The 11,985-nt window shown below is 67.7% G+C and carries 11 protein-coding genes and 1 pseudogene; 3 read left to right on the forward strand and 9 right to left on the reverse strand.

Annotation, left to right across the window (positions count from 1 at the left end; genetic code table 11):
• Positions 1-151 precede the first annotated feature (151 nt).
• From QO207_RS21480 to QO207_RS21510, 7 genes and pseudogenes are all read right to left on the reverse strand, one after another.
• A pseudogene (locus QO207_RS21480) lies at positions 152-445 on the reverse strand (hypothetical protein); the annotation flags it as partial.
• Positions 445-1,452 carry a VWA domain-containing protein gene (locus tag QO207_RS21485; protein ID WP_301534316.1) on the reverse strand — a complete coding sequence of 336 codons (1,008 nt, stop codon included), beginning with the start codon at positions 1,450-1,452 and terminating at the stop codon, positions 445-447. The gene QO207_RS21485 and the pseudogene QO207_RS21480, both read right to left, overlap by 1 nt.
• Positions 1,439-1,936, reverse strand: coding sequence for a DUF4381 domain-containing protein (locus tag QO207_RS21490; protein ID WP_301534317.1), 498 nt, complete (start codon positions 1,934-1,936; stop codon positions 1,439-1,441). Before QO207_RS21490 ends, QO207_RS21485 begins: the two co-directional genes overlap by 14 nt.
• Complete coding sequence (locus tag QO207_RS21495) at positions 1,933-2,874, reverse strand: DUF58 domain-containing protein (RefSeq protein ID WP_301534318.1); 942 nt, start codon at positions 2,872-2,874, stop codon at positions 1,933-1,935. Before QO207_RS21495 ends, QO207_RS21490 begins: the two co-directional genes overlap by 4 nt.
• A gap of 10 nt (positions 2,875-2,884) precedes the next feature.
• Entirely contained in the window at positions 2,885-3,865 is a 981-nt protein-coding gene (locus QO207_RS21500; protein WP_301534319.1) for a MoxR family ATPase, read from the reverse strand.
• 156 nt (positions 3,866-4,021) lie between these two features.
• Positions 4,022-6,319 (reverse strand): tetratricopeptide repeat protein, encoded by a 2,298-nt coding sequence (locus tag QO207_RS21505; RefSeq protein WP_367620481.1) that lies wholly within the window; start codon positions 6,317-6,319, stop codon positions 4,022-4,024.
• Positions 6,320-6,487: 168 nt separating this feature from the next.
• Positions 6,488-7,438, reverse strand: a complete 951-nt coding sequence (locus QO207_RS21510; RefSeq protein ID WP_301534320.1) for an AraC family transcriptional regulator ligand-binding domain-containing protein — start codon at positions 7,436-7,438, stop codon at positions 6,488-6,490.
• A 92-nt stretch (positions 7,439-7,530) separates the two neighbouring features.
• On the opposite strand from QO207_RS21510, the gene QO207_RS21515 reads away from it, so the two are divergent.
• Entirely contained in the window at positions 7,531-8,385 is an 855-nt protein-coding gene (locus tag QO207_RS21515; protein WP_301534321.1) for a sterol desaturase family protein, read from the forward strand.
• Positions 8,382-8,978, forward strand: a complete 597-nt coding sequence (locus QO207_RS21520; protein ID WP_301534322.1) for an NADPH-dependent FMN reductase — start codon at positions 8,382-8,384, stop codon at positions 8,976-8,978. The genes QO207_RS21515 and QO207_RS21520 overlap by 4 nt, the downstream gene beginning before the upstream one ends.
• Before the next feature lie 49 nt (positions 8,979-9,027).
• On the opposite strand, the gene QO207_RS21525 is transcribed toward QO207_RS21520, so the two are convergent.
• Positions 9,028-9,933, reverse strand: a complete 906-nt coding sequence (locus tag QO207_RS21525; protein WP_301534323.1) for a LysR family transcriptional regulator — start codon at positions 9,931-9,933, stop codon at positions 9,028-9,030.
• Positions 9,934-10,111: 178 nt separating this feature from the next.
• Here QO207_RS21525 and QO207_RS21530 point away from each other — a divergent pair, with 178 nt between their 5' ends.
• On the forward strand, positions 10,112-10,861 hold the full coding sequence (locus QO207_RS21530) for an SDR family oxidoreductase (protein ID WP_301534324.1): 750 nt from the start codon (positions 10,112-10,114) through the stop codon (positions 10,859-10,861).
• 34 nt (positions 10,862-10,895) lie between these two features.
• On the opposite strand, the gene QO207_RS21535 is transcribed toward QO207_RS21530, so the two are convergent.
• Complete coding sequence (locus tag QO207_RS21535) at positions 10,896-11,927, reverse strand: aldehyde reductase (protein ID WP_301534325.1); 1,032 nt, start codon at positions 11,925-11,927, stop codon at positions 10,896-10,898.
• Positions 11,928-11,985: the final 58 nt, after the last annotated feature.

The following is an 11,985-nucleotide window of genomic DNA, read 5'->3' on the forward strand; positions in this document are numbered from 1 at the left end:
GCGATGGCAACGACGGCATTCGTCCCGGCGGCAATGCGACGATCACCAACTACGGCGAGATCAGCAGCTCGGACATGATCACCGCCGATACCAAGAACGACGGCATCGACTTCCAGGGCGCTTCGGGCGGCTACGTGGAAAACCACGGCCTGATCAGCGGCGCGCGGTTCTCCAGGAAAGCCGGGCGGTCCTGCTCCCAGGTCGGCCCGGAAGCGGCCACGGCGCCGATCACCAGCACGGCGCCGAGCAGTTGCACCGGGCGCACGCGGTGCGGGTCGACGGGGGTGATCAGCAGGTGCTGCAGCAGATGCGGCGCGATGACGCCATCGAGGCGCCGCGCCAGGTCGTGACGCCGACTCCACAATAGCGGCAGCAGCACGCCCGGCAGCACCAGCAACAGCCACAGCGGGCGGAAGAAATGGAAGGCGCTCAGGTCGATGTCCATCAGCCCTCCGCTTCCTGGCCAGCCCGCGTGGTGCGCGGCACTGCCAGCCGGCCGGCTATCGCCGCCAGCACATGGGCCACCAGCAGCATCAACAGCGCGGCGCCCAGCGGCAGCCAGAACAGGTCGCGCTTGGGCTGGTGGCTGAGGGTCTTCACCTGGTGCGGAGTGAGCTGGTCCAGGGTCGCGTAGACCGCCTGCAGCGCCTCGCGGTCGCCGGCACGGAAGAAGCGCCCGCCGGTAGTCCGGGCGATATCGCGCAGGGTCTGCAGGTCCACCTTCGACTCACCACTGGCCTCGGGGTCGCCGATACCGATGGTGTGCACCACCACGCCACGTTCCTTGGCCATGGCCGCCGCGTGGCTGGGGGTGATGGCGCTGCCAGTGTCGTTGCCGTCGGTGAGCAGGATCAGCACCTTCTCCTGCTCGGGTGCCTTCTCTAGCAGCTTGAGGGTCAGGCCAATGGCATCGCCCAGGGCGGTATTCGGCCCGGCCATGCCGATGCCTACTTCGTCCAGCAGCATCAGCAGGCTGGCGTGGTCCTGGGTCGGCGGCGACTGCGCGAAGGCGCCGGTGCCGAACACGATCAGGCCGATGCGGTCATCCTTGCGCTGCTCGATGAAGCCGCGCACCACGTCCTTGACGATGCTCAGGCGGTCCACCCGGTTGCCCGTGGCGTCGCGGTAATCGTTGGTCTCCATGGACTGCGAGATATCGATGGCGAGCATCAGGTCGCGGATCGGCTGCACGCGCTCGATGGGCTTCTCCACCAGCACCGGGCGGGAACAGGCCAGCAGGAGCAGCGCCCACACCAGCAGGTTCAGCGGCAGTTGCCAGCGCCCACCGGCCGCGCCGCCACGGCTGGGCTCCTGGCCGGCAGCCTGGCTCATCGCCGCGAAGAACGGCACGCGCAGGGCGCTGCGCGACTCGCGGTAGGCCGGCAGGTAGTGCCAAGCCAGCCACGGCAGGGGCAGCAGGAACAGCAGCCAGGGGTACTCAAGCTGCCACATGGTGCACCTCGACCCAGTTCCGACAGGCCGTCAGCAGCGCCTGCACGGCCTGTTCATCCAGCTCGCGAAGGCTGGCGTCCGGCGCGTAGGCCAGCAGCGCCAGCTGGCGGCCGAGATCGGCGGGCAATGGGGTTGCGCTGCGCTGCTGCAGGAAGGCCTGCCAGTCTGCGCCACCCAGCGGCGCCGCAGCCGAGCCAGCGGGCATCGACAAGGCCACGCGTTTGACCAGTGCCGGCAATTGGCGCAAGGCGATCAACCGACGGGCCGGATCATCAGCAGCGACGCCCAACACCTCCAGCTGCACCAGTGCCTCGCGCCGATAGCGATCCCGCTGCCATTGCCGGTAACGCCAGATTGCCCAGACCGCCACGGCCAGCAGCAGCACCAGTGCCAGCACCGCCCAGGCCCAGGTCTGCGGCCAGTAGCTGGCCAGCGGCGCTGGCGGTGGCAGCTCCTGGAGTTGATCGATGCTGGGAATGCTCATCGCGACAGCCGCCCCAGCTCGCCGCGCAACTGCTCCAGGCTGTCGCGCCCGCTGCTGAACATCATCAGCGGCACCTGGCTGCGGCGCAGCAGCGTGGCAACATCCTTGAGCCGCCCGGAGAGGAACTCGCCCAGTGGCCGGTGCACCTGGCGCCGGCCGACCTCCAGTTCGACCTGCAGCTCGCCCTGGGTGACGGTCACCCGCCCGCGGTCGGGCAGCTTCAGGGCGATGGGGTCGAAGACCTGCAGGGCCAGCACGTCGTTGTGCGCGCTCAGCTGCCGCAACAATTGCAACGTCTGCTCGGTGACCCCGGCGAAGTCGCTGATGATCACCACCAGGCTGTCGTGCCCGGCCACGCCCAGGCACTGGCGCAGCGCAAGGTCCAGCTGGCCGGGCGAATCTTCGTCACTGCGCGTGGCCTGCAGCGCATGGTTGTGGCGGATGATCGCCGCGCACAGTGCCTCCACCCGCGCCCGGCTGCGCAAGGGGCGGATGTATTCGATGTTGCGGTCGCCGAAGACCAGGCCGCCAACCCGGTCGCCGGCCTGCAGCGCCATCCACGCGCCCAGCGCGGCGAGTTCGGCGGCGAGCACCGACTTGAAGCTGCGCCGCGAACCGAAGTACATGCTCATGCGCTGGTCCACCAGCAGCAGGGTCGGCCGGTCGCGCTCCTCGGTGTAGCTGCGCACGAAAGGTTTGCCGTAGCGCAGCGAGGCGCGCCAATCGAGGTGGCGCAGGTCGTCGCCGGGGTTGTACTGGCGCAGCTCGTCGAAGCTCAGGCCGCGCCCGCGCAGGCGCGCCGCATGGCTACCGGAAAGCACGCTGGACAGCGGTTGCCGCGAGAGGAAACTCAGGCCGCGCACACGGTGCTCCAGCAGCATCAACTGGTCCAGCGATGCGTAGACGTAACCGTCGGCAATGGGCTGCGCTTCGGCCATGGCGGCCTCCTCAGGCGGGGATCGCCACCTTGTCCAGCAATCGGTCGATCAGCTGATCAGCGTCGACGCCATCGGCCACCGCGTCATAGGACAGCAGCAGGCGATGGCGCAGGACGGGATGCACCACGGCGCGCACATCGTCGGGGGTGACATAGTCGTTGCCGGCCATCCAGGCGTGGGCGCGGGAAACCCGGTCCAGGCTGATGCCGCCGCGCGGACTGGCACCGACCTTCAGCCAGCGCGCCAGGTCGGCGTCGTAGTCGGCCGGGTGGCGGGTGGCATTGATCAGGTCGATCAGGTAGCGGTCGATGGCCTCGGAGACATGCACATCGCCGACCTCCCTGCGCGCGGCAAACACGGCTTCCTGCGCGAGTGGCGTGATCGCCTCGGCCGTCGCTCCCGACTGCTGGCTGCGCTCCTCCGCACGCACCAACTGCAGCACGCGGGACTCGTCCTCGACCCGTGGGTAATCGATCAGCAGCTTCATCAGGAAGCGGTCCATCTGCGCCTCTGGCAGCGGGTAGGTGCCTTCCTGCTCGATGGGGTTCTGCGTCGCCAGCACCATGAACAGCCCCGGCATGCGGTGGGTCTGCCCGGCCACGGTGATCTGGCGTTCCTCCATGGCTTCGAGCAGCGCCGCCTGGACCTTGGCCGGCGCGCGGTTGATCTCGTCGGCGAGGATGACGTTGCCGAACAGCGGACCGGGCTGGAACTTCAGCTGGTTGCCCTGCTCGGTCTGCTGGAGGATTTCCGCGCCGGTGATGTCCGACGGCAGCAGGTCCGGGGTGAACTGCACGCGGCTCATGCGCGCGTCGAGGTGCTTCGACAGCGCCTTGACGGTGCGCGTCTTGGCCAGCCCCGGCAGGCTTTCCAGCAGGACATGACCATTGGCCAGCAGGCCCAGCAGGATGTGTCGGACGGTTTCTTCCTGGCCCAGCACCTGCGCCGATACGGCGGCTTCCAGGGCGGCAATCTGTTCACGGGTGGACACGGCGAGTTCCTTGTTCCGTCGATTCGGATTCCCTGCCGATGGCGTGCTGGAGTCGCACACTGCCGTGCCACGGCTTGCGAGGTAACTGTAGCTCCTGTGAAACAGCGCGCCATGGTGGCACCTGCGATGAAATCAGCAGGTGCCCCAGCAAAAAAGCTACTGCGCCGGATTGCCCCACTGACGGTTGATCGGTTCCAGTCGTGGGTCGTTCGGTGCCACTTGCTGCAGGCGCTGCACATAGCCCTTGGCCTGGTCCAGCTGGCCCGCCGAGGTGTGCAGGTAGATCAGCGCGTAGAGCAGGTCGGGGTCATCGGGCGAGGTTTCCAGCCCCTTGGCCAGCGCACTGGCCGCCTCCCCCGGACGCCGCAGCTGGGCCAGCAGCAGGCCCTGGTTGTAGCGGACCCGCGCGTTGCCCGGCAGCTCGTCCGCCGCGGTGGACATCCACTTCACGCCCTCCTCCGAGTTGCCGTGCTCCACCAGCAGCAGCGCCAGCATGTAGGCCAGGTTGCCATGGTCGGTGGCCGGCAGGCCGTCCAGCGCCAGCCCCTCGCGCAGCAGTTGCTCGGCCTTGTCGCTCTGGTTGCTGCCGCTGTAGAGCGTCACAAGGTTCACCCGCGCCGGAATGAAGTGCGCGTCCAGGCGCAGGGCCTGCTGGTACTGCTCGATGGCCTGTTCGGTCTGCCCGCGGCGCTGGAGGAACACTGCCAGGTTCAAGCGCCCGCCCGGCAGGTCGGCGTTACCGCGCAGGCGCTTCTCGTAGTCGGCCAGCTGTTGCGAGAACGCATCGCGGCGCTCGGCCGGGATCGCTTCCAGCGGCACATCGGCCAGGGCTTTCAGCGCCTCGTCGCGCACGGCCAGGCTGGTGTCGTCCAGTTGCGCCAGCAGCAGCCGCGCACGGGGTTCGGGTGGCATCCGGGCGAAACCGGGAATCGCGTAGGCGCGCACCAGCGCGCTGTCGTCATTGAGCGCCCAGCGCAGGGTGTTCAGCCCCGGCTGGCCCAGTTCCACCAACTGCTGCGCGGCGCTGGCGCGGACGATGGGCGGGCTGCCGATATCGGCGATCACCGCACCCAGCAGGCTTACCGAGCCGGGGTCGCCCTGGCGCACGGCGTGGAAGGCTTCGCCATAGTGTTTCGGCCGCTTCGGCGAGCCGAACCAGCCTTCGATGGCCTTCGCCGCCCAAGCGGGTTTCTGCTCGCTGTGGCAGGCGGTGCAGGCATCCGGCGAGCCGGTCTGCTCGGTCAGGTCGGGGCGCGGCAGGCGGAAGTCATGGTCGCGGCGCGGGTCGACCACCATGTAATTCTTGCTCGCCATGTGGCAGTTGACGCACTGGGCGCCGGGCGAGCCGGCCGGATGGTGATGGTGCTCGGGGCTGTCGTAGTTCTTCGCCTGCAACTTGGCGAAGCGGGTGACCGGCGGATTGGCGTTGTGGCACTGGGTGCACAGGCCGTTGCCCTCGATACGCACCTTGCCGGTGTGCGGGTTGTGGCAATCGGTGCAGGCGACGCCGGCCGCATACATCTTGCTCTGGCTGAAGGAGCCGAACTCGTAGACCTCGCCGTCGATCTGCCCGTCGGCGTGGTAGAGCCCGGCGCGCAGGGTTGCCGGCAAGGACGTATCCAGCTGCGGATGGCCCGGTTGCTGGCCGACGCCCAAGGTCTGCCGGCGGCTGTGGCAGAAGGCGCACTGGCCCACCAGCTCCTGGCTGCTCAGCGCCTTGAAGTCGAACGGCAGGCCGATCTCCTTGGCCGAGGCATAGGTTTTGCTCGCGCTCTTATTCTGCTTGGCCCAGTCGACATGGGCCTGGCTCGGACCGTGGCAGCCCTGGCAACCCACGGTCTGTTCCTGCCAGGTGGTGGCGAAGGCATCGGTCTTGTCGTCGTAGTGCTTCATCAGCCGCGTCGAGTGGCAGTCGGCGCACATGGCATTCCAGTTCTGGAAGCGCCCGGTCCAGTGCAGGGCGTCGTCCGGGGCGAAGCGCTGGCCGGGATAAAGCGAGAACCAGCGCTGCCCGCCGGCCTCCTTGGGGCGACTGTCCCAGGCGATGGTCAGCACCTGCAGGTGGCCGTTGGGGAAGGAGACGAGGTATTGCTGCAGCGGGTAATGGCCGAAGCTGTACTGGATCGGGAAGTCGCCGGGCTTGCCGTCGCGCCCCTCGGTGTGGACGAAGTAGCGACCGTCCTTCTGGAAGAAGCGCGCGCTGACGCCGGCATCCTCGAACGTCTGGTCGGCGAAGTTGCCCAGCACGTTGCCGGCCTTGGCATCGCGCATGGCCCAGGAGTGATCGGATTGCTGCCACTGCTCGGCTTGCTCCTGATGGCAGCCCAGGCAGCTGGCCGCATCGGCATAGCCTTCGCGATCCTTCGCCAGCCCTGGCCTGGCCCCCGAGTCCGCGGCCATCACCGCGCCGCCCGCCAACCACAGAAAAAGCACCAGCACGTAGCGCAGCAGCACGCGGTTTCCTTACTCATCGGCCATGAGAGCTAACGGTTTGAAGGTATCGAGAGACGCGCTGTTTGGCATCGCTGCCCAGCGACTAGGTGATTGCTGCTCAAGCGTAGATACAAGGTGGCCGGCTTGCATGGAAATCGCCGGCACTGATGACCGCTGCCCGCCGCGTGACTATGAGGCCGACTCGCGCCAGCGCCTGCGCGCATGCAGATAGGCGTCCTGGTCGCCATAGCCCAGGCGCGTGGCGATCTCGCCGGTGGCCAGGCCCTGCAGCTCGAAGTGCTGCTCCAGTTCGCCGCGCACCAGGTCCAGCAGCTGGCGGAAGCTCAGCCCCTGTTCCTCCAGGCGCCGGCGCAGGGTACGGGCGCTCTGGTGCAGCGCCTCGGCCTGCTCCTCCAGGCCCGGCACCCGCCCTTCGGCGAGGGCGCGGCGCATGTTCCGCGCCAGCTTCCCCGCCCAGCCGCTGAGCTGCCGCTGGCGGCCGAGGCGGCGGTCGAGTTCCTGGCAGATGATTTCCAGCATGCCGGCGTGGCGGCCCAGCAGCGGCAGGGCCAGGTCCTGCGTGGCGAAACACAGTCGGTTGTCGAGCGCGCCGAATTCCACCGGCACGCCGAACGCCTCGACGTAGCGCGCGTGATGGGCCGGACGCGCATGGGCGAACTGCACCCGTGACGGTAGTACGCGGCAGCCAGTGGCCTCGCGCATCACGGTCAGGCTCATGACGAAATAGTGCTCGACGGTGAAGCGGGCGAGATCACCCGGCGCGTCGATCATCACCGCTACCCCGGCGCCGGCCTCGTCCTCGACGTAATCGATGGTGTCCATGTCCGAGGCCAGCCGGCCGTAGCGCGCCCAGAGCCGCAGGGATTCGCCGACATCCGCGCAATAGCCGGCAGACACCGCCAGGACATGCCGGTCCTGCGCGGTAAAGGTCTGGAACAGGTGCAGGCCGATGGCCGGGTCGTGCTGCTGCGCCTCGGCCAGCAGCTCCTCCAGGGCGACCATGCTGTAGTCGCCTTCGCGATGCCGCTGCACGCCCTGCAGGTAACGCTCCAGCACCGGGCCCAGCGCGCCACGGTGGTAACGCTGCGGATTGGCCACTTCTCGGGGATTTCTGTCCATTTCACGCCTGACGCAGACCGCGCCCTTGTTTTCTTATTGTTTCTGCCGCGCCCCGTGGGGCGAATCAACAAGCCATCCAACAAGAGAGTGCCATGAACTCCGAACTGCTCGCCAATAATCCGACCCCCGTGGTGGTCGCCATCTTCGTCGCCTTCATGCTGCTGGAAATGCTCTGTGCCCGCTTCCGCCAACCCGCCTCGCAGCGCCGCGATGCCATGGTGGAAATCTTCGGCTCGGGCATCCTGCTGCTGATCACCTTCCCGCTGATCCTGTTCACCACCAACCACTTGCTCGGCCACTTCGCCCCGCAGCTGCAGGGCCGCCTGGCGGACCTGCCGTGGTACGCCGCCCTCGGCCTGTTCCTGGTGCTCGACGACATGACCCAGTACTGGTGGCACCGCCTGACCCACCGCGTGCCGTTCCTCTACGCCCTGCACCGCGCGCACCACTCGGCGCCGTACATGAGCATCCGCATCGTCTATCGCAACAACAGCTTCTACTACCTGCTGATGCCCGGCATCTGGCTGACCAGCGCACTGGTCTACCTAGGGCTGGCGAACTTCTACTACGGCTACCTGATCGTGAAGATGCTGGTGATCTTCGGCGCCCACAGCAGCGTGGCCTGGGACGAAAAGCTCTACAACATTCGCGCCCTGCGCCCGCTCATGTGGCTGCTGGAACGGACCATCTCCACCCCCTCCACCCATTCCGCGCACCACGGCCTGAACGCCGAGGACGGCGTGACGAACTACAAGGGCAACTTCGGCAACCTGCTGTTCCTCTGGGACGTACTGTTCGGCACCGCGAAGATCACCCGTCGTCGCCCGCCGGCCTACGGCATCGAGGACATGCAGCCGGTGAGCTGGAAGCAGGAAGTGTTCTGGCCAGTGGTGCGTGACCCCAAACCACAGACACAAGTACAGGACGCCGCGGAGATCGCCCGATGAACCTGAATGTCACCCTGATCGCCGGCTCCAGCCAGCAGTCGAGCCAGTCCGCCAAGGTCGCCCGTTACCTCGCCGAGCGCCTGCAGGCGCTGGAAATCTGCCACAGCGCCAGCGTCGTCGACCTGGGCCGCACGCCGCTGCCACTGTGGCCGGCGCCCATCGAGGACAACGCCTGGGTCGAGCAGACCGGCGAGCTGCAACGCGCCGATGCGCTGGTGGTGATTTCCCCGGAATGGCACGGTATGGCCTGCCCGGCGCTGAAGAACCTGTTCCTGTATGCCGGCTACCGCGAGCTGGCCCACAAGCCGGCCTTGCTGGTGGGCGTGTCGGCGGGCCTGGGCGGCTCCTACCCGCTCTCCGAACTGCGCGCCTCCAGCTACAAGAACTCGCGCATCTGCTACCTGCCCGAGCAATTGGTCATTCGCCAGGTCGACCAGGTATTCAATGGCCCGGAGCCAACCGGCGAGGACGACCTGCGCATCCGCCGTCGGGCCGACTGGGCCTTGCGCGTGCTGAGCGAGTACGCCCACTCGATGAAGGGCCTGCGCGAGCGCATCCAGCTGGAGCACAGCGACTTCCACAACGGCATGTGAAGACGCCGACTGCGAGCCTGCGCAATGCAGGCTCGCTAGCGTTAAGCGCTCAACCGGCGACCTTCGCCGGAATGCACGCCACCAGCCAGTCGATGAACACCCGCAGGCGATGGGTCACGTAGCGGCTCTGCGGGTAGACGACGTGGAACGGATACGGCGCCGGGCGCCAGTCCGCGAGGATTTCCACCAGCGTGCCGTCGCGCAGCGCCGCACTGGCGGCGTAGCTGAAGGTCTGGATGATCCCCAGGCCCGCCATGCCGGCAGCCAGGTGCGCGTTGCTTTCATTGACGCCGATGCGGTGGTCGAGCTTCAGCTCGCTGCGTTCACCATCGCGCTCGAAACGCAGCGGCACCGCGCGGCCGTTCTGTGGCGACAGGTAGCTGACCAGCCGGTGGCCGTTGCGCAGCTCTTCCGGGTAGGCGGGGATGCCGTTGTGCCGCAGGTAGTCGGGAGACGCGCAGGTGAGCATGGTCGCCTGGCCAAGGCTGCGCGCCACCAGCGACGACGCGTCCAGCGCCCCGCCACGGATCACGCAATCGACGTTGTCGCTGATCAGGTCCACCGAGCGGTCGGATACCCCCAGGTCGATGCGGATGTCCGGATAGCGCGCGAGAAAATCCGGTAGCAGCGGCACCAGCACGTCCCGCGCGGTGGACCCACCGACGTCGATGCGCAGATGGCCGCGCGGCTTGCTGCGGGTGATGTCGAAGGACGAATCGATATCTTCCAGGTCGCGCAGCACGCGGCTGGCCTTGGCGTAGTAGTCCTGCCCTTCCGGCGTCACCGTCACCCGCCGCGTGGTGCGCTGCAGCAGGCGCACGCCCAGGTGCGCTTCCAGCTCCTGCACCAGCTTGCTCAGGGTGGCGTTGGGCATGTCCAGCGAATCGGCGGCGCGGGTGAAGTTACCGGCCTCGACGACGCGGGCGAAGGCGCGGATGGCCTGGAGCTGATCCATGGAAGTCTTCCTCGGCAAGAGAACTGCCGATTATCCATGGATATGGATAGTCATTCCATTGATCGCTATTTTTCCATCAATTATGACTCCCTAGAGTAGCGCCATGCCTCACCGCAAAGCCGCACAGAACGCGGCGACCGAGGCAGAACCCTCAACCACGAAAGCTATGGAGTCCATCATGAACAAGTCCCTCACTGGCAAAGTTGCACTGGTCACCGGCGGCAGCACTGGCATCGGCCTCGGCGCCGCCCAGGAACTCGCCGCCCAGGGCGCCCGCGTGTTCATCACCGGCCGCCGCCAGGCCGAACTGGATGCCGCCATTGAAGCCATTGGCCCGGCCGCCACCGCCATCCGCGCCGACGCTTCGGTGCTCGCCGATCTCGACGCGGTCTACGCGCAGATCGCCAGGAGCGCCGGGCGCCTGGACATCCTCTTCGCCAACGCCGGTGGCGGCGACATGCTGCCGCTGGGCGCGATCACCGAGGAGCACTTCGACCGCATCTTCGGCACCAACGTGCGCGGCGTGCTGTTCACCGTACAGAAGGCGCTGCCGCTGCTGAGCGATGGCGCCGCGGTGATCCTCACCTCCTCCACCACCTCGATCCAGGGCACCGCCAACTTCAGCGTGTACAGCGCGAGCAAGGCCGCCGTGCGCAACTTCGCCCGCTCCTGGGTGCTGGACCTGAAGGATCGCGGCATCCGCGTCAACGTCGTCAGCCCCGGCCCGGTGCGCACCCCCGGCCTCGGCGACCTGGTACCCGAGGAAGCACGCCAGGGCCTGTTCGACGCCCTCGCCAGCCAGGTGCCGCTGGGCCGCCTCGGCGAGCCGCGGGAGATCGGCAAGGCCGTGGCCTTCCTCGCCTCGGAGTCGGCCAGCTTCATCAATGGCATCGAGCTGTTCGTCGATGGCGGCATGGCCCAGGTCTGACCATAACGGGGCGTGCATCGCGCACGCCCCAACTTCAGTCAGCCAGCAAGCCCAGCCGCGCCAGGCTTTCCGCGGTAGCGACTATGGCCTCCTCGGAAGGCCGCGGCGACCAGCCCAGCAGCTTGCGTGCCTTGGCGCTGGTGGAGTTCATGTTGCGCCCCAGCAGCGGCACGGAACCCTTCAGCGCCGGGTCCTTGAGCGCGCCCAGGCGCACCACCCAGTTGGGCAGCACCCGCGTCGAGACCTTGGCTGCCACCGCGCCCATGCGTTCCTTGAGGATGCGCGCGACATCCCCCAGCCACAGGCTTTCCCCGGCGGTGGCGATGAAGCGCTCGCCACGGGCCGCCGCGTGGGTCATGGCCAGCACGTGGAGGTCGGCGACATCCCGCGCATCGACGAAGCCGCAGTTGATTTTTGGGCTGCCCGGCTGGCCGGCCAGCAGGTTGCGGATCAGGCGGATCGAGTGCGAATAGTCGGGGCCGAGCACCGGGCCGAGCACCGCCACCGGGTTGACCGCCGACAGTTCCTGCCCGCGGCCTTCCCGCGCGATGAAGTCCCAGGCGGCGCGCTCGGAGAGGGTCTTGGATTTCTGATAGAGCCACACGTCGCTGGCGGAAAGGTCGCTYCAGTCGTTCTCGTCGAAGGGCCGGCCCATCTCGCCGTGGCCCGCGCAGATGGCGCCGAAGGCCGAGGTCAGCACCACGCGTTTCACCCCGGCATCGCGGGCGGCACGCAGCACCCGCAGGTTGCCCTCCACGGCCGGGCGAATCCAGTCGTCCTCGTTGGCGTGCAGCCCGGTCGGGGTCGGCGAGGCACCGTGCAGCACATAGGAGCAACCGGCGGCGGCCTCGGCCCAGCCCTGGTCCTGCTCCAGGTTGGCGACCACGAAGCTCAGGCGTTCGCCGGCATCGATGCCGCCTTCACGCAGGTTGCCGCGCACTTCTTCTTCCCGGCCCAGCGAACGCACCGTGGCACGCACGCGATAGCCGCCGCGCAGCAGGGCCAGGATGCAGTGCTGGGCAATGAACCCGGTGCCGCCGGTAACCAGTACGGTTTCTTCGATCATGTTGTCTCTCAAGTTCAGGTGGCCCACCGCCTGGCGGGCCGGATGGGCAAAAAGTTAC

The organism is Pseudomonas sp. CAN1 (genome assembly GCF_030462585.1).
Lineage (GTDB): Bacteria > Pseudomonadota > Gammaproteobacteria > Pseudomonadales > Pseudomonadaceae > Pseudomonas.

What these genes read in the sequence shown, in the direction of transcription:
- QO207_RS21490 (WP_301534317.1), bottom strand. Translation starts at nt 1,936, where the DNA reads ATGAGCATTCCCAGCATCGATCAACTCCAGGAGCTGCCACCGCCAGCG.
- QO207_RS21515 (WP_301534321.1), top strand. Translation starts at nt 7,531, where the DNA reads ATGAACTCCGAACTGCTCGCCAATAATCCGACCCCCGTGGTGGTCGCC.
- QO207_RS21510 (WP_301534320.1), bottom strand. Translation starts at nt 7,438, where the DNA reads ATGGACAGAAATCCCCGAGAAGTGGCCAATCCGCAGCGTTACCACCGT.
- QO207_RS21530 (WP_301534324.1), top strand. Translation starts at nt 10,112, where the DNA reads ATGAACAAGTCCCTCACTGGCAAAGTTGCACTGGTCACCGGCGGCAGC.
- QO207_RS21520 (WP_301534322.1), top strand. Translation starts at nt 8,382, where the DNA reads ATGAACCTGAATGTCACCCTGATCGCCGGCTCCAGCCAGCAGTCGAGC.
- QO207_RS21495 (WP_301534318.1), bottom strand. Translation starts at nt 2,874, where the DNA reads ATGGCCGAAGCGCAGCCCATTGCCGACGGTTACGTCTACGCATCGCTG.
- QO207_RS21485 (WP_301534316.1), bottom strand. Translation starts at nt 1,452, where the DNA reads ATGTGGCAGCTTGAGTACCCCTGGCTGCTGTTCCTGCTGCCCCTGCCG.
- QO207_RS21525 (WP_301534323.1), bottom strand. Translation starts at nt 9,933, where the DNA reads ATGGATCAGCTCCAGGCCATCCGCGCCTTCGCCCGCGTCGTCGAGGCC.